The sequence below is a fragment of the Cupriavidus phytohabitans genome, from assembly GCF_017815025.1.
Taxonomy (GTDB): domain Bacteria; phylum Pseudomonadota; class Gammaproteobacteria; order Burkholderiales; family Burkholderiaceae; genus Cupriavidus.
On the sequence record NZ_JAGIQB010000026.1, the window covers coordinates 38,819 to 54,563 of the forward strand.

At 65.9% G+C, this 15,745-nt stretch carries 14 protein-coding genes; 5 read left to right on the forward strand and 9 right to left on the reverse strand.

Translation table 11 applies throughout. From position 1 onward, the window contains the following. The first annotated feature begins 134 nt into the window (after positions 1-134). Positions 135-713, forward strand: a complete 579-nt coding sequence (locus J8I34_RS18745; protein WP_209806679.1) for a hypothetical protein — start codon at positions 135-137, stop codon at positions 711-713. Between the two features lie 216 nt (positions 714-929). After that, positions 930-2,051, forward strand: a complete 1,122-nt coding sequence (locus tag J8I34_RS34785) for a M24 family metallopeptidase (protein WP_245176006.1) — start codon at positions 930-932, stop codon at positions 2,049-2,051. On the opposite strand, the gene J8I34_RS18755 is transcribed toward J8I34_RS34785, so the two are convergent. From J8I34_RS18755 to J8I34_RS18770, 4 genes are read right to left on the reverse strand one after another with little or no spacing between them, the layout of a single operon-like run. Continuing rightward, positions 2,045-3,235, reverse strand: coding sequence for an efflux RND transporter periplasmic adaptor subunit (locus J8I34_RS18755; RefSeq protein ID WP_029047171.1), 1,191 nt, complete (start codon positions 3,233-3,235; stop codon positions 2,045-2,047). The genes J8I34_RS34785 and J8I34_RS18755 overlap by 7 nt on opposite strands. Positions 3,236-3,241: 6 nt before the next feature. Then, a complete protein-coding gene (locus J8I34_RS18760) occupies positions 3,242-5,608 on the reverse strand; it encodes an ABC transporter permease (RefSeq protein WP_209806680.1) in 2,367 nt (788 codons plus the stop codon). Further along, the gene (locus tag J8I34_RS18765) at positions 5,602-6,354 is read right to left on the reverse strand and encodes an ABC transporter ATP-binding protein (protein ID WP_245176007.1); all 753 of its coding nucleotides are present in this window, start codon (positions 6,352-6,354) and stop codon (positions 5,602-5,604) included. The genes J8I34_RS18760 and J8I34_RS18765 overlap by 7 nt, the downstream gene beginning before the upstream one ends. A gap of 6 nt (positions 6,355-6,360) precedes the next feature. Further along, positions 6,361-6,801: a universal stress protein gene (locus J8I34_RS18770; RefSeq protein WP_029047174.1), complete on the reverse strand. Its 441-nt coding sequence runs from the start codon at positions 6,799-6,801 to the stop codon at positions 6,361-6,363. A gap of 493 nt (positions 6,802-7,294) precedes the next feature. On the opposite strand from J8I34_RS18770, the gene J8I34_RS18775 reads away from it, so the two are divergent. The 3 genes from J8I34_RS18775 (at position 7,295) to J8I34_RS18785 (ending at position 12,218) form a co-directional block, all read left to right on the forward strand. Next, the gene (locus tag J8I34_RS18775) at positions 7,295-9,595 is read left to right on the forward strand and encodes a heavy metal translocating P-type ATPase (protein WP_209806697.1); all 2,301 of its coding nucleotides are present in this window, start codon (positions 7,295-7,297) and stop codon (positions 9,593-9,595) included. A gap of 488 nt (positions 9,596-10,083) precedes the next feature. Beyond that, positions 10,084-10,569 (forward strand): lecithin retinol acyltransferase family protein, encoded by a 486-nt coding sequence (locus tag J8I34_RS18780; RefSeq protein WP_029047176.1) that lies wholly within the window; start codon positions 10,084-10,086, stop codon positions 10,567-10,569. A gap of 95 nt (positions 10,570-10,664) precedes the next feature. Further along, positions 10,665-12,218, forward strand: coding sequence for a bifunctional aminoglycoside phosphotransferase/ATP-binding protein (locus J8I34_RS18785; protein WP_209806681.1), 1,554 nt, complete (start codon positions 10,665-10,667; stop codon positions 12,216-12,218). A gap of 60 nt (positions 12,219-12,278) precedes the next feature. Here the strand turns inward: J8I34_RS18785 and J8I34_RS18790 are convergent, their stop codons facing one another. The 5 genes from J8I34_RS18790 to J8I34_RS18810 form a co-directional block, all read right to left on the reverse strand. Then, entirely contained in the window at positions 12,279-12,641 is a 363-nt protein-coding gene (locus tag J8I34_RS18790; protein ID WP_029047178.1) for a TraR/DksA family transcriptional regulator, read from the reverse strand. Next, positions 12,638-13,549, reverse strand: coding sequence for a ribose-phosphate pyrophosphokinase (locus J8I34_RS18795; protein WP_209806682.1), 912 nt, complete (start codon positions 13,547-13,549; stop codon positions 12,638-12,640). Before J8I34_RS18795 ends, J8I34_RS18790 begins: the two co-directional genes overlap by 4 nt. 43 nt (positions 13,550-13,592) lie before the next feature. Beyond that, positions 13,593-13,925 (reverse strand): ElaB/YgaM/YqjD family protein, encoded by a 333-nt coding sequence (locus J8I34_RS18800; RefSeq protein ID WP_209775022.1) that lies wholly within the window; start codon positions 13,923-13,925, stop codon positions 13,593-13,595. A 99-nt stretch (positions 13,926-14,024) separates the two neighbouring features. Continuing rightward, positions 14,025-14,711, reverse strand: coding sequence for a dienelactone hydrolase family protein (locus tag J8I34_RS18805; RefSeq protein ID WP_209775024.1), 687 nt, complete (start codon positions 14,709-14,711; stop codon positions 14,025-14,027). A gap of 49 nt (positions 14,712-14,760) precedes the next feature. Then, positions 14,761-15,339 carry a BCAM0308 family protein gene (locus J8I34_RS18810; protein WP_245176008.1) on the reverse strand — a complete coding sequence of 193 codons (579 nt, stop codon included), beginning with the start codon at positions 15,337-15,339 and terminating at the stop codon, positions 14,761-14,763. Positions 15,340-15,745: the final 406 nt, after the last annotated feature.

The window sequence follows — 15,745 nt, forward strand, 5'->3', positions numbered from 1 at the left end:
CCAGGCTTGGCTGCTGGATGCCCGACGCCCCCAACATCCGACATACCATCGCTTCGTTGATCCCAATCAACCCTCGTCCCTGACTGCCGCATACCTTAGACAAAGAATTACCAGGTTTTCCCAGGAGGATTCCCATGTCCAGCATTCAGCGGCTCTCTACCCTTGTCACCGTCGCCACCGCGCTCGCTTGGGCGCCAGCGGCTTTCGCGGCGTCGCCAGCTACCGGGACGGAGCATGAACAGCACCATCCTGAAAAATCTGAAGATATGCCTCTGGTCGCAACCACTGGCGTTGCCAGCAATCCAAGGCTGGACGCCCAGGTTGCCCACCTGCGCGCCATCAGAGAGCGGCTTTCTCGGGCCAAAACGCCAGACGAGCGCCAAGCCCTCTTGGTAGAGCGCCACAAGGTGATGCAGGATGCAATGGCCATCATGCAAGATGACATGATGAAAATGGGCGGCCCTGGTCGTATGGCTCCTGGCAAAGGAGTCGCCAAGGGAAACGTCCCTTCAAATCAAATGCACATGTGCCGAGATATGGCGGGTAGTCATATGGCCTTCATGCAGGAAATGATGCAGACGATGGCCAACGACCAGGGTCCAGGTATGGGGCCGGGTATGGGCCCGGGTATGGGCCCGGGTGTGGGCCCGGGTATGGGCCCGGGTATGGGCCCGGGGAGAGGAATGGGTGGAAGGATGACGCCTGGCGGATGATGGAGTCTGACCGTAAGGTTTGGCCCTCGGGCGCAACATTTCCGTGAGGCCGGATGCCTGCCAACCGCTTACCGTCCGGGTTCGACTAGGCCTTCTTCGAGGGTGCGGTTATCCCTGCGCGGTTGCTCCCTTGAATGGAGCAAGCGCGTGTCGAACTTGTGGCGTAGCGTCGTGGGCGCTGGTACTTGCCAGTATGCCCGAAGTGAGAACCAGATCATGGACAAGCCGGTATTCGATTATGCGGCCCGTTGGCAGCGCGCGGCGGCTTTGATGGAGCAGCAAGGCGTAGACGCGCTGCTGCTGATGAAGCCTGCGAATCTTGCGTATCTCACTGGCGACGGTCGACCTTGCGCCCTGGCGCTGTTAACTCGCACTTTGCATTGCGTTGTTGCCGTACCAGCTTGTGATCTCACCAGCATTCGTCGCACTTCCGTCGCAACTGAGCTTCGCTCTTTCAAGAGCGAAGTCGAGATGTTCCATGGCTTCAGCGAAGTTTTAAAAGAACTTGACCTGACCCAGGCCACGATAGCCATCGAGAAGAATTTCTTTGACGCCGCCTTATACGAGGTTTTCGTTGCCCATATTCTACCGAAAGCCCATGTCGTATCCGCTGCACCTATTGTTTCGCAGCTCCGCATGCTGAAGGACGCGACCGAAATTGCACGGATAAGGGCAGCCGCCAAAGTAGCAGACTCGGCGATGGATGCGGTTTCGCGTGCGTTGCGGCCGGGGGTACCGGAAATCGAGATCGCCGGCGAAGCGGAATTCGCCATGCGAAAGGCTGGCGCTGAGGGATGGGCCTCGGTCACGTATGTCGCCTCAGGCTGGAGATCGGCGATGGCTCACGGTCCTGCATCCCTGAAACCCATCGCGCCCGGTGAAGTCGTTCAGATTCACGTTGCTCCACTTGTGGACGGATACACCGCCGATTTATGCCGGACGTTCCTTGTGGAGCCTATAGCTATTGACGCGGCGAACGCATTGAGAGCCTATGTCCTGGCGCAGGAGCGCGGAATTGCCGCGGCAGTCCCGGGAATGGATCTGATGGGCATAGACCGTGCGATGGCAGCCTCGCTTGAACACGAAGGTTATGGGAGCAAATTCCTACGCCCGATGTTCCATGGTATTGGGATCGAACATGAAGAGGCTCCCATCCCGGGCGGTCACGCAGTGGTCCATGGTGAGCAAAAAGTCGATCACGTGATGGCTGGTATGGTCCTCGGTGTCGGAAACTGCGGCATCTATCGCGACGACTACGGTGTACGGGTCGAGGATACGATTTGGGTAAGCGAAGAAGGTCCGGTTGTTTTGACAGGCTATCCGAAGCTCACTCAATGAGACTTGTTGCGTTCGATCACACGCTTACCTTCCGCCAGATTGTTCGATGGATAGCGGATCAACTGGAGGCCCTCGGGTAGCGGGTCAAGCAATTCGGCCTCCTCGGAATTCCTGTGACCGATCCGCACTTCGCGCCGTGCGGCGCGGCCATTCACGACCGAGAACACGCACCATGACGCCGTGTCACACCGGAAGATGGAACTGACCGGGATCTTGAGCGCATTCTCTCCGCGCCATAGGCGGATCCTGACGATTACCCGAAAGCCATCCCCCAGCTGCGCAGGCGGTTCGATCACGTCAATAATCACATTGGTCCGTTTTTCCTCGATGCCGAGGACCGAGATCTTGGTGAAGGCATGCGGCTCGACCCGCCGCACGATCCCGCGGACCAGCGCCTCGCCGCCCCAGCCGTCGATATGCACCGGCATCCCCGCTTGCACCTTCACCGCTTCGGTAGACAGCAGTTCCGCCACGATCTCCAGGTCGTGCGGATCGCCGAGCGTCAGCAGCGGCGAGCCTGCGCTCACGATCCGTTCACTGCGCTCCGGCAGTTCCAGCACCACCCCTGCGATTGGAGCCGTCACTGCAACCATGGACGAGGACCCGCGGCTGAGCTCTCGCAATGCCAGCATTCCGGCCTCGGCCACCCGCACCTCCTCCTTCGCGGCGCTGGCCCGTGCCTGTGCCGCTGCCAGTTCATTGCCCGCCGTCACGCCAACATTGGCGGCCTGCTCCCCCGCTTGCGGCGACAGGAAGCGCTCGCGTACCAGGCGGTCGATCCGCTGCCGCTCGCGCTGGGCTTGCGCATAGTCCTCGGCAGCGTGCCGGACCCGTTCCAGCGCCTCCCGATGCATCGCCCGCGCGGCGGCCACCCTCGCCCGTACCTCCTCCTGCTCCCGTGCACTCAGCGGCAACGGTGCCAGTTCGGCGAGAACCTGCCCGGCTTCGACCAAGTCGCCTTCGCGCAGTCCGATGCGCATCAGCCTGCCGCTGACCGGCGCCGTCACCACAAAGCGCTCCTTGCTGCGAGTCTCGCCCTCTTCGCTGGTCGTGACCTCGAGCGAGCCGCGCATGGCCTGCACCGTGTCAACCACCAAGGGCGCAGGCGTCAGCAGGTAGGCGGATCCGGCGATTAGCCCGATGGCGGCGAGAACGATGGCGGCCGTACCGCCCGACAGGCGCATGGCGTGCTACTCCCGCGTTTTCAGCACCGCGACCAGGTCAAGGTGCTGGAGGCGCCGCAAGACAAGCAAGCCCGCGAGAAGCGCCGCGCACGCTGCGGGCACCATGGCGAAGACGAGTGTGGCCCGCTCCAGCGCAAGCGGAATCCGGAAGGCATCCCGGTCGAACACCGGCACCAGCATTGCGCAGAGGCCATAGCCTACGGCGATGCCGAACGGCAACGCCGCAGCCGTCAGCAGCGCCTGTTCGCCAATCAGGATGGTTGCGACTTCGCCCAGCGAGAAACCCAGGACTCGCAGGCTCGCCAGCTCGTTGCCGCGCTCGGAGAGCGCAATGCGGATATTGTTGTAAACCACGCCGGCGACGATGACCGAGGCAAAGCCTGCCAGGACCAGGCTCGAAATAACAAAGGTACGATCCAGCGTATTGCCGATACTTTCCAGCAGCGCACTGCGCACGATGACTGAGCTGATCGCGGGCAGGCGCTTCAGTCTCCTGTACAACGGCTCCGCCATCCGCACGTCGATGCGCAGATGAACGCCACTGATGGCGGGGCTTTCGCCGAGATACCGCGACAATGCCTGACGCTCCACATAGGCGCCAAGTCCTAGCAGGTCGTCAACGGTCGCTGTCACCGGCAGCGTAAGAACGTTGCGCCGTCCCTCGAGCAACGCCACCTCGACCCGGTCGCCGACCTGCAGGTGCAAGGCCGCTGCCAGCCTGGCGGAGATGACCACTCCATCCTCGCTGACCTGCTGGCGCCCCATGGTATGGCCGACCACCTCGCGCAGGTTCGAATCGGCGTCAAGGCCCGTGAGTTCCACCCGCTTCGCGCGGTGGCCGTGGCGTAGCCAGACAGGGGCAACCCGAAAGCCTTCAGCTCGCAGGATGCCGGGCAGCTGCACCACGTCGAAGACGGCGGCGGCAGGTTGTGCGTCGTTGAAGATCAGCGTCACGTCGTCGTGCTGTGCCCGGCCGAACTGCAACGCGAGAATCTGGTTCACGCCGTCCAGTCCGAACCTGCCGACCACCATCAACCCGACGGCCAGGGCGATCCCCATCATCGAAAGCGCGGCCTTGCCCGGCCGCCGGGCAAGGTTGCGGAGGATGAGGCGCAACGGGATCGGCATCGCGCGCAGCAGCCCGATGCGATCAAGCAGGCCCGCGCGGAATCCCGCGGGCAGCTCTGGTCGCATGGCTTCGGCGAGCGGCAACCTGGTCGCGCGCCACACCGAGGCGCCGGCCCCAACCGTCGCCGCCGCTGTGCTTGCCAGCACGGCCAGCACCAGCGCGCGCGGGCTGAGCTCGGCCTGCAGTTGCGGAAAGTGGAAGTACTGGCGATACAGGGCCACCATCAGCTGCGCCAAGTAGAAGCCTCCCGGTATCCCGGCTGCGATGCCGACCCCGACGGTGACAAGCCCGAACCGCAAGTACTGAAGGGCGACAGTGCGACCTGCATAACCGAACGCCTTAAGCAAGCCGATCTCGGCGCGCTGGACGGTTACGAGTCGGCTCAGCAGCGCGTACAGCAGGAAGGAGGACACCGCGAGAAACATCGCCGGCACGTAGGTGGCGGTGATGCCGATCTCGGCGAGCTCGTCGGTCAGGAACCGATGGGACAACTGGTCCTCCCTGCCGTAGGCCCCGAGGCTGCCGTAGCGCCCCAGCAGGCGGTCGAGCGGGCCGATGACCTGGCGCGCATCCACGCCTGCGTCGAGCGTGAGCGCCACATCGTTGAACGCGCCCTCCATGCCGAACGCTGATGCAATCGCGTCCCGACCCATCCACAGCACGCCGAAGCGACGGTTATCCGGGAACACCATGCCCTGGCCGACTTCATAGACATATTCGGGGGACATTCCGATGCCGACCACTTCCAACTGCCGTTCGCGCCCGTTAAGGACGGCTGTGACGCGGGAGCCCACCTCCAGATCGTTCGCGGCGGCAAATGCGGCGCTGGCCACGACCTCGCCCTCCCGGGCAGGGCTCGGAAAGTTTCCGTACAACAGGAAGAGCGCGTTTGCCACTGGCACGCCGGTGGCCGGCAAGGAAACCAGGCGCAGGGTGGCGGGCTCGCTGAAGCCTGGCACATCGCCGGTCACGTCCCGCACGATCCGCGTCTCGACACCCCTGACGCCTGGCAGGGCACGAATCTGGTCGGCGACACCTCCCGGCGCACGTTTGACATTGGCGAACACATCAGCAAATCGGTGGCTGGCGTAGTAGCGCTCCTGCGCGATCGCCAGTGACTGCCAGGCGCCTTGCATCCCGACCAGGACGGCGATGCCGCAGGCAACCACCAGCGCGGCGGCGATCACCTGCCCGCGCAGCCGCCATAGGTCGCGCCCCAGCATTTTCGTTCGGGCGCTTACCATGACAGCTCCGAGGGGCTGGCGCGCGTGGCATGGAGCTCGATGCGGGTGATGCTTCCGCTGCTGATATAAACAACCCGGTCGGCCATCGCCGAGATCGCTGCATTGTGCGTGATGACCACGGTAATAGCGCCCAGCTCGCGGTTCACCTGTTCCAGCACCTCAAGCACCAGCTTTCCCGTGCTGTAGTCGAGCGCGCCGGTTGGCTCGTCGCATAGCAGGATGTCCGGGCGCTTGGCCACAGCGCGCGCGATAGCCACGCGCTGTTGCTCGCCGCCGGAGAGTTGCGCCGGAAAGTGGTCCTTGCGCTGCGCCAGGCCCACGATGCCGAGCGCACGCAGCGGCTCCAACGGGTGCAGGGCGATCTCCGTGACCAGCGCGACGTTTTCCAGCGCGGTGAGACTGGGGATCAGGTTGTAGAACTGGAAGACAAAGCCAACATGCTCGCGCCGGTAGCGGGTCAGAGCGGCGTCATCTGCCTCGGTAAGGTCGTGATCGCGGTACACCACTGTTCCGCTGCTGGGCCGGTCCAGGCCGCCGAGGATGTTCAGCAGCGTCGACTTCCCGCTCCCCGATGCACCCAGCAGCACCACGAATTCGCCACCGAACAGGTCAAGATCGATGCCAGCAAGCGCGCGCACCTGGATCTCGCCCATGTCGTAGGTCTTGCCGACGTTCCGCAGCCGGAACAGCGGCTCGCGGCCGTTCGCGGCGCCGCTTCCACTGGCTGTCGGGAAGACGGCGTTCATCTGCGCTTACGCTGGCGTGGCGTTCGGCTTGACCAGGACCACCGGGCACGGCGCATGTGCGATCACGCGGCTCGCGACCGAGCCCATGATGGCGTCGAGAAACGCGCCGCGTCCGTGCGTGCCCATAATAATGGCCTGGGCTCTGACCGACTGGGCGTATGCGACGATGCGCTCGGGGGCAAAGCCGACCAATCCGTGCCAGACTGTTTGCACCCCTGCCGCCTGGAGGATGTCGATCACGGATTTCATGACCCTGGCGTTTTCGTCGGCATGCCAGGCCTCGATGTCTTGCTTGTTGATATAAGACTTGACCTCGCCGGACACGTCGGGCATGCAGTGCACGACATGTACGCACACGTCTTCCCTGAACAGTTTCCGGCCCGCCACGAATTGCGCAGCCGCATCGCTGTAGACCGATCCGTCGGTTGCCAGGACAACATTCTGCATTGCGCCCTCCCTGTAGATGGCTGTCGCTTCATATTAGACGTTGGGGGGATGATCCCTATTCGGCCTCTCCCACGTGGCGCCTGTCCCCTTGGTATGCTCTTCCAACGTAGATGTGTTGCGCAGCCGGGCCTTGATACACATCAGCATTTGCAGCGGCTATCAAAGATTCTGACCCAAGGCGCGGCTTTCCGTACGTTAGGTAAGCCTCGCTTTACACCGCGGGACGTGGCCTGGGCCTTGAGCGCCGGGTCAATCGCGTCGGGGAAGCGTACGTCGCGCGGCATGGACCATAGCAACCGCGGTCCCACTCCCGCCTGGGTCTCCGTGCCTGCCGCCGGCCAAACCTGTTATCGGCCCTGTGCCTGGTGCGCTAACATCACCATTAGCGGGAACAGTGCCTGATTCGGCGCGCGGCAGGATCGGCCGTCATCTGAAGGCATCTGCAGGAGTCGGCCCGCAGAGGGCGCGCAGTTACGCGGGGGGTCGGTTCGCCATGCACATCGGGTTTCGCAAGTTCGACCTCGGCTTGCTGCCAGTCGCGGCCGGCACGCTGGGAGGTGGCTTGCTGCTCTTTGCCTTCGGCGCAGCGGCGGCCGCAAGGCTCGCCTGGGCGCTTGGCGCGCTGGTCGTCTCCGGCGCGCTGATCGTCGCCATCGTGCAGTCGCTGCGCCGTAAGGAAGCGGGAGTCGATGTCCTGGCGCTGCTGGCGATTGGGCTGGCGCTGGCGCTTGGCGAATTCCTCGCTTCTGCCGTGCTGGCCCTGATGATCGAGAGTGGGAGGGCGATTGAGAACTATGCGCAGGCCCGCTCCGAGCGGGAGATGTCCGCCCTGCTCAGTCGCGCCCCGCAGTCCGCCAACCGCTTCGAGGATGGCGAATGGCGCGCGGTTTCCCTCGATGTAGTCAGTCCGGGGGATCGGCTGTTGGTCCGACATGGCGAGGTGGTGCCCGTCGACGGCGCACTGCTGGGCCAGGCGACGCTGGACGAATCTGCCCTGACTGGCGAGTCGCTGCCACGGCCGCGCCTCGCCGGCGAGACCGTGCGCAGCAGTGTGCTAAACGCAGGCACCCCGTTCGAGATGGTGGCAGCAACCACCGCGGCGGACAGCACTTTCGCCGGCATCGCCAGGCTGGTGCGTACCGCTCGCGCGGAGCGCCCGCCCGCGGCGCGGCTGGCCGACCGTTATGCACTGTGGCTGGTGCCTGTCGCTCTGCTCGTCGCCGGGCTTGCCTGGCTTGCCAGCGGTGAGCTCGCGCGGGCGCTGGCGGTGCTGGTGGTCGCCACTCCCTGTCCGCTGATCTTGGCCGTGCCCGTGGCGATCGTGTCGGGGGTTTCGCGTTGCGCGGGGCGCGGCGTGCTGGTCAAGGGCGGCGGCGCGCTTGAGAGGCTGTCGCAGGCGAGCATCCTCTTCTTCGATAAGACCGGGACGCTGACGGGCGGCAGGGCTCGCCTGGCGGCTATCGAAAGCGCACCCGGGTGGCCTGCGCCAGATGTGCTGCGCGTCGCCGCATCGCTGGCGCAGGCCTCCGGCCATGTCGTCGCCGAGGCCATTACGACTGCGGCGCGCGAGCGAGGCCTCGCCCTGGATCTCCCGACGGGCGTGACCGAGACCGCCGGTGCTGGTGTTGCCGGGCGGGTCGGCGAGCACGTGGTGGCGGTGGGATCGCCCGCCTTTGCCGGCGGTGGCGATGCCGGGCCGCCCTGGTGCCAGGCCATGCTGCAACGCGCGGCCTACGAGGGCGCCTCGGTCTCGCTGGTCACGGTCGACGGCGTGTTGGTCGGGGCACTGCAGTTCGTGGACCTGATTCGCATGGACACTCCGCGCGCGTTGCGCTTGCTGCGCAAGGCGGGCATACGGCGGCTGGCCATGCTAACGGGAGATCGGCCCGACGTCGCCGAGACGATCGGTGCGATGCTCGGCGTAGCCGAGGTCCATGCCAACCTCACCCCTACGCAGAAGCTTGCCGAGATCGAGGCGGCGCGCCACGACGGCATCGTGCTGATGGTGGGCGACGGTGTCAACGATGCGCCGGCGCTGGCCGCCGCGGACGTCGGTGTGGCCATGGGCGCACGCGGCGCCGCGGCATCGTCGGAAGCTGCGGATGTCGTGCTGCTGGTGGACCGGCTTGACCGGCTAGTGGACGCTGTGCACATTGCCAGCCGGTCGCGCCGGCTGGCCGTGCAAAGCGCCATGGCCGGCATGGGCCTGTCGTTCGTGGCGATGGCGGTTGCCGCGTTCGGCTACCTGCCGCCGCTGGCCGGCGCGGCATTGCAGGAGGTGATCGATGTGCTGGTCATCGCCAATGCGCTGCGCGCCCTGCGCGCCGACCCGTCGGTATTCGAAGAACGCCTGTCCACGGCCGACGCTGAGCGCCTGAACCAGGAACACGCCGCGCTGGCACCGCTGATGGACCAGATCAGGAGCCTCGCGGACAGGTTACCGACCATGCCTGGCCAGGCCGCGGGCATGGAACTGCGCGGCTTGTGCGCATCCCTCAGCGGGACGCTTTTGCCCCACGAACAGCGCGATGACGCACAGCTCTATCCGCAACTCGCGCGGCTGGTCGGGGGCGACGATCCGCTGGCGGCGATGAGCGCGATGCACCGCGAGCTCTTCCGCGTAATCCGGCTGCTGCAGCAGATGGCCAACAATTCGCCGCCGGACGGGCCGGACGCAAGCCGCATCAGGGAGTACCAGCGGCTGCTCTACGGGCTCGACGCGGTGTTGCGGCTGCACTGCGCGCAGGAAGAGGAGCTGTTCCATGCGCTGCGCCAAGACGCGCCAATGGAGTGAGCGCACGACGGCGTGCCGCGCATAAGCCACCTCGCTGATTCCCGGTAACCGATTGCCAGGCGATAAACAGGTTCATTGAGGATGGCGCTCCGGCGACCGCACCTCGCAAAACCTACCCAGCGCGCGATACCCCGGCTGAACCAAGGTTGGGCGAGACCGGGTGAGGGTGTAGGGAATGCTCCTTCTCTCAACATCGGCCGGGAAATATTGGGTTATACCGCCGCGCCCCTGTCAGATTCCGCTGACAGCCCGGTGCGCACGACGGACAAGCGCCGTCGCGATGCGCGTACAAGCCGCATGGCACCAAGCCGACACGTTTTTCGGATCCGGCTGATTTCGGCATAACCGGCCGGCAACGATACTGCAAGCGTACACGGGGGCATACGACTATCGGCATCGGCAGCAAGACACCGGCGGGAGCAAGAAGCGAAACCGGGGCCACCCGAGGCAGGAGCGACCAGCGCAATAACGGCAACAAGGGGAAAGCGATGAGCGACGATCACCACATCGGACACGCACAGCGCCTTGCGGCAATCACCGCGGACATTCCTCTTGGCGCGCATCTGAAGACGGACCGCCGTGGCTATGTCCACCACGGTATTTATGTCGGAAACGACGAGGTGGTGCACTATGTCGGGTTCAAAGGCTTCCTGCGTTGCGGCCCGGTCGAAAAGACTTCCCTCGCCGGCTTTGCCGACGGCCATGGCTTTCGCGTCGAGCCGGCCACGCAGGCCAGGTACCTCGAGGCGGAGATCGTACGGCGCGCGACGGCGCGGCTTGGAGAGGACGATTACCGCCTACTTACCAACAACTGCGAGCACTTCTGCACGTGGTGCCTGTCTGGCGAGAGCCGCAGCGAGCAAGTGGAGACGCTGCTGAGCCACCCATGGCGCGCGCTGCTGGCTATCATGGGCGTGCTCTTTAGTGCGGCGGGCATCCTGGGCCAGGATCTGGCCGCGCGCGTGACGGCCTAGGGCGCCGCGGGGCCGACTGGCACGCGGAGACTGCCTGCCGAGGCACAATTTGAGGAAGCAAACATAACAGCGAAAGCGAGCAGGCGCCAAGGGACATGGAGAGTCAATGGGACGACGCGGCGTTGACGGCCGCCTTGCAGCAGCCTGACGCCTACCCACACTCGGCGCCGGCAGTACAGGTCATTGAGACGCATATCTCCCGTGTCTTCCTGGCCGGGGACTTTGCCTACAAGGTGCGCAAGCCGGTGCGGTTCGACTTTGTCGACTTCTCCACCGCGCAGGCACGCCTCGACGACTGTAAGACCGAGTTGCGCCTGAACCGCCGGTTCGCACCCGCCCTGTACCTGGATGTGGTGCCAATCGTGACGGGCAGCACGCCCGGCACGGTGCGCATCGGCGGAAGCGGCATGCCGATCGAGCATGCGGTCCGGATGCGGCGCTTTGACCAACAAGACTTGCTCAGCGCACGGGTCGCGGCGGGCCGGCTGGAACCGGGCCATATCGATGCGCTGGCGCGCAGCCTTGCGGCCTTTCACCAGGCGCAGCCGCCCGCGGTCCACTCCGATGGCTTTGGCACGCCGGCCCGCCTCGATGCGACCCTGGCGGAGTGCCTGGGCGGCATCGGGCGGCTGGCGCAGGCCTCGCACCTGGTCAGCCGCGTGGGCATGCGGGCGCGCAGCGAGGCCGCGCGGCTCGCGGGCGCGTTCCGGGCACGTCTGCGCAACGGCCATGTACGCGAATGCCATGGCGACCTGCACCTGGGCAACATCGTGCTGCTGGACGGCGTGCCGACGCCTTTCGACTGCCTGGAGTTCGACGCCGCGCTGCGTTGGACCGATACCATCAGCGACCTGGCCTTCCCCGTCATGGACCTGCTGCACCATGGCCGACCGGCGCTGGCCTTCCGGCTGCTCAACGGCTACCTGGAACAATCGGGAGACTACAGCGCGCTGGCCGTACTGCCCTTCTATCTCGCCATGCGGGCCCTGGTGCGCGCGCGCGTGCTGCTGGAGCACGCTTGCCAGCAACACGCCGCGGGCGCGCCCATGGCGCCGGCGCAGGCCGAGGCAGGCAGGCTGCTGGCGCTGGCCTGGCGGTGCCTCGGTCACCGTCGCGGTGCGATGGTGCTGATGCATGGCCTGTCCGGCAGCGGCAAGTCCACGGTGGCTGCACAGATTAGCGAGGCCGGGGCGATGGTACGTGTGCGCTCCGACGCGGTACGCAAGGGCATGCACCGCGGTGTGATGCCTGCGGGTGGCTGGTATGCCGCCAGCGAAACGGCGCGGACCTACCGACGCCTACTCGCCGTCTGCCGGCTCGGTTGCCGCGCCGGCTTCCCGATGATTGCCGACGCCACCTTCCTGGTCCGCGCCGAGCGCGAACGCTTTGCGGCCCAGGCCCGCCGCCTTGGCGTCCCCTTCGCCATCGTCACCTGCGAAGCCAGCCCCGAGACGCTGCGCGCCCGCATCGCCGCCCGTGCCAGGGCGGGCCGGGACCTGTCGGATGCCGACGACGGCGTGCTGGCGTGGCAGATGCGTGTCCAGGAGCCGCTGACCGAGGCCGAGCGTGCCTTCATCGCGTCGCCAGGCAGCTTCACGGGCCGCGCTACGCCCGGCCGCGCTGACCCCAGGGCCACGGCCGCCATCTGAAGCAGCGCCAGCCTCGCTTGCTATCACACCCGGCAACGCCCCATCGACCTGCTTGACGGGTCACACATAAAGATGCTCGTGCCGGCGCTGGCACGCGGCGCAGCGCTTCGCGGTCGGGTACGCCTGCAGGCGCGAAAACGGGATCGGCTGCTGGCAATCGATGCAGTTGCCGTACTGGCCGCGCTGCATCCGTGCCCGCGCGGCGGCGATGTCGGCTAGTTGCATGCGGTAGTGGTCCAGCATCGCGTCTTCCTGCCGCTGCGTGGTTTCTTCGTCCGCGAGGTCGGCCTCGTCCCGCGCTTCACGCTGTGCCAATGGTGTCATCGGCGTATCGGCCGAACCAACAGCGGCATGGATGCGCGCTTCCTCCGCTTCAAGCTGCGCCGCCAGCGAGGCGGCTTCCTGCGCGGTTAGGCTGCTCATGATGATTCTCCTGAACCCGCAGGCATCTGCAGTGCCAGCCGGATACCGGCTGCCAGCTGCTCCGCCACGGGAATTCGGTTGGATGGGTGGGCAACGGTGTCGCACGTGATAATGTCGGCCGCCGCCGCTCGCAACTCGGCGTAAGCTGCCTCCGCGAACAGCGCATGGATACCCACGCAGACCGGCGTCGGGTAGCCATGTTCGCGCAGCAGCCGCGCCGCCGCCAGCATGGTGCGCGCGGTGGAGACCATGTCGTCGACCAGTATCGGCGTCCGGCCAGCGGCCGCGGGCAGGCAGCTCGCGTCGATGCTGACCTCGTGGTCGCCGAAGCGCTGCTTGGCCAGGACAATGCTATCCGCGCCACAGCGGCTGGCGATGTCGTCTACCCACTGCTGGCTCTCCTCGTCGGGGCCGACGAGCAACGGCGCGCGCACTGCCTGGCCGATCCATGACGCGATCGCCGGGGCGGCATGCACGGCAATCGCCGGCTTGGTGAAGATCTCGCCCAGGCTGGCGATTCGGTGAAGGTGCGGGTCCACCGTGACCAGCCAGTCGAAGCCAGCCCCCAACAGCGCCGCAAAATGGCGCGCCGACACGATCTCCCCTGTCTGGAAGACTTTGTCCTGGCGCATGTACGCCAGGTATGGCGCGACCAGTCCGACCCGCACGGCACCGCCCTCCCTGGCAGCGGCGGCGAGCCAGAGCAGCGGCACCAGCTTGGCGTCCGGACGATCCAGCGTGCACACCACCATGGCTTCGCAACCGGCCACTGGCTGCAGCAGCCTGACGTAGGACTCTCCGTCGGGAAAGCGCCGGACCTCCGCCTCGCCCGGACGGCCGGACAGGCAGGCGGCGATGGCGGCTGCCTGCCGTTCGTTGCCGGGCATGGCGAACACGATCGGATCCATGCAGGCTTCCTTGCAGGCTCGCATCGGGCATGCCGTGCCCGCGCTAGCGGCGGGCGACGGCCAGTGCGACAAGCGCGCCGGCCACGGCTGCGACCGCGGCGACGGAGCCGATGCTCTCCCAGGGATGCGCGTGGACGTAGCGATCCGTGGTGTCGACCCATTGCGAGACCCGCATCCGGGCCGCCTGGCGTTGCATGGCCAGGCGCTCTTGGAGCGCGTGCAGGCGTGCGCCCAGTTGTGCGCGTGCCTGGGTGCTTTCCAGACCGGCTTCGTCGGCCACATCGCGCAATAAGGCCTGTACATCCGCCAGCAGCGTGTTGGCATCACGGGCCAGTGCATCCTTGTGTAGCATCAGCTCGGCGCGAATATCGTTCATGTCATTCTCCTTTTTCACTGAGTCTTCGCCATGCGTCCGCACGGCACCTTAAAAATCGTTTGAACTACAAACTACCACCGGCCGCAGCCGGGCGGGCGGTTAGCCGGCGGGGTCATGTGGCGCGGGATGCGCTGGCCCTTCAAAATGCGTGCAGAACCATTTGCCGGCCAGCTTGCCGACCTGGTCCAGCGCGCCCGGCTCCTCGAACAGGTGAGTGGCGCCGGGAATCACCTCCAGCCGCCTTTCGCATGGCATCCAGGCGATGGCGCGCGCGTTGAGATTCAGCACCGCTGGATCCGCTTCCCCCACAATCATCAGCGTCGGCGCCTGCAAATGGCACAGTGACTCATGGCCGGCCAGGTCGACACGGCCGCCGCGCGATACGACCGCGTCGATCCGCATGTGCGGCGGCGACTCCACGGCGGCACGGACGGCCGCGGCAGCTCCCGTGCTGGCGCCGAAGTACCCGAGCCGCAGGTGGCGCTCGCGCACCAGATGCGCGACAGATACCGTGGCGGCCTTGAGCCGCTCACTAAGCAGGGCAATGTCGAACCGCCTCGACATGCCGACGTCCTCGTCCGTCGTCAGGAGGTCAAACAGCAGCGTGCCCAGGCCCATCCGGTTCAGCATCGATGCGACTTCGCGGTTGCGCACACTGTGGCGCGAACTGCCGCTTCCATGTGCAAACAAGACCAGGCCGGATGCAGCCTCGGGCAGGGCAAGGTCGCCGGGCAGCGCGATATCGCCGATGTGGATTCGCACCTGTTCCGTGGTGATGTGCTGCATGAGACGTCCCCTTCTCTCTCTTCCCGCTCTTGACGATGGCGCGCCGCCGTCACTCTCTGTGCCAGCGCACGTCCAGTTCGGTCTCGGCGTTACCGTAATCGATCGTGAGCGTTCCCCGGTAGGCATGGTGGATGGCATTACCGATGTCCCGCGCCAGGTGCAGCCCGGTCGTGGTGACCTCCGTGCCTTGCTCTCCGGAATCGATTGCCATCACGCGCTCCATCGGATGCTGTGCCCGGAGTTGGCCTTCGCGGTGCCGTACCAGCGCCAGCATCTCGGCCCGATGCGTCGCCTCGAATGCGCCGTCCAGCCTCACCCTCCCGGCGGGCATCTTGTCGGAAATGCGCTGGCAGGCCGAGCAGACCAATGTGGCGGCGCCCGGTGGTATCGAGCGCCATTGCCAGCGTCCGCGCATAAACACAGCATGGCAGATCGGGCAACTCGCCAGCGCCGGGGCCGCCGCCGGCTGCTTGTAGCGGTCAGGCATATGCTCGACGGGGAACGGGTGCCAGCGGACCGGCCGGACCTTGATTGACTGCGCGCGGACTTTCATCTTGATACCTCGTTGGTCATGGACATGCACGCCGGTCGCCGGCCCGCTGCAGCGCGAGTGGCGTCCCTGCATCATTGGCGCTCCATCCCAGGGGGAGGACGCGCCCACACTGTTAAAGCTATGCGCCTGTGCGGCTACAAGCTTGGGCTGGATCAAACAATGGTCAGACATCCGCGCAGAGTGCCGGCTACATGGTCCGCCGCAGCAAACTGCGCAGTTCAGGCAACGGGCGGGCGTTGCGCACATCGGGGGGCCTGGAGCCAGCCCCGCCGCGCCTTGGCCAGCCCTGGGCAGAGATTCTGGAAGTCGCGCACGCGATGGGCATCCGAGTTGATGGCACATCAAGGACGGCCGCTCGCCGCCCGCAGCGGGGTTCTGGGCTCCTGGGGCTTCTGCAAGGCCGCCATCGTTGTGATGGTGCCCATTGATACTGATCAAAGACCAGCCCCGACGCGCCGCTATCTTGGAATGAAGCACAACC

Excerpts from the sequence above, each read along its gene's own strand:
- J8I34_RS18745 (WP_209806679.1), top strand. The coding sequence starts at position 135 with ATGTCCAGCATTCAGCGGCTCTCTACCCTTGTCACCGTCGCCACCGCG.
- J8I34_RS34785 (WP_245176006.1), top strand. The coding sequence starts at position 930 with ATGGACAAGCCGGTATTCGATTATGCGGCCCGTTGGCAGCGCGCGGCG.
- J8I34_RS18755 (WP_029047171.1), bottom strand. The coding sequence starts at position 3,235 with ATGCGCCTGTCGGGCGGTACGGCCGCCATCGTTCTCGCCGCCATCGGG.
- J8I34_RS18760 (WP_209806680.1), bottom strand. The coding sequence starts at position 5,608 with ATGGTAAGCGCCCGAACGAAAATGCTGGGGCGCGACCTATGGCGGCTG.
- J8I34_RS18765 (WP_245176007.1), bottom strand. The coding sequence starts at position 6,354 with ATGAACGCCGTCTTCCCGACAGCCAGTGGAAGCGGCGCCGCGAACGGC.
- J8I34_RS18770 (WP_029047174.1), bottom strand. The coding sequence starts at position 6,801 with ATGCAGAATGTTGTCCTGGCAACCGACGGATCGGTCTACAGCGATGCG.
- J8I34_RS18775 (WP_209806697.1), top strand. The coding sequence starts at position 7,295 with ATGCACATCGGGTTTCGCAAGTTCGACCTCGGCTTGCTGCCAGTCGCG.
- J8I34_RS18780 (WP_029047176.1), top strand. The coding sequence starts at position 10,084 with ATGAGCGACGATCACCACATCGGACACGCACAGCGCCTTGCGGCAATC.
- J8I34_RS18785 (WP_209806681.1), top strand. The coding sequence starts at position 10,665 with ATGGAGAGTCAATGGGACGACGCGGCGTTGACGGCCGCCTTGCAGCAG.
- J8I34_RS18790 (WP_029047178.1), bottom strand. The coding sequence starts at position 12,641 with ATGAGCAGCCTAACCGCGCAGGAAGCCGCCTCGCTGGCGGCGCAGCTT.
- J8I34_RS18795 (WP_209806682.1), bottom strand. The coding sequence starts at position 13,549 with ATGGATCCGATCGTGTTCGCCATGCCCGGCAACGAACGGCAGGCAGCC.
- J8I34_RS18800 (WP_209775022.1), bottom strand. The coding sequence starts at position 13,925 with ATGAACGATATTCGCGCCGAGCTGATGCTACACAAGGATGCACTGGCC.
- J8I34_RS18805 (WP_209775024.1), bottom strand. The coding sequence starts at position 14,711 with ATGCAGCACATCACCACGGAACAGGTGCGAATCCACATCGGCGATATC.
- J8I34_RS18810 (WP_245176008.1), bottom strand. The coding sequence starts at position 15,339 with ATGATGCAGGGACGCCACTCGCGCTGCAGCGGGCCGGCGACCGGCGTG.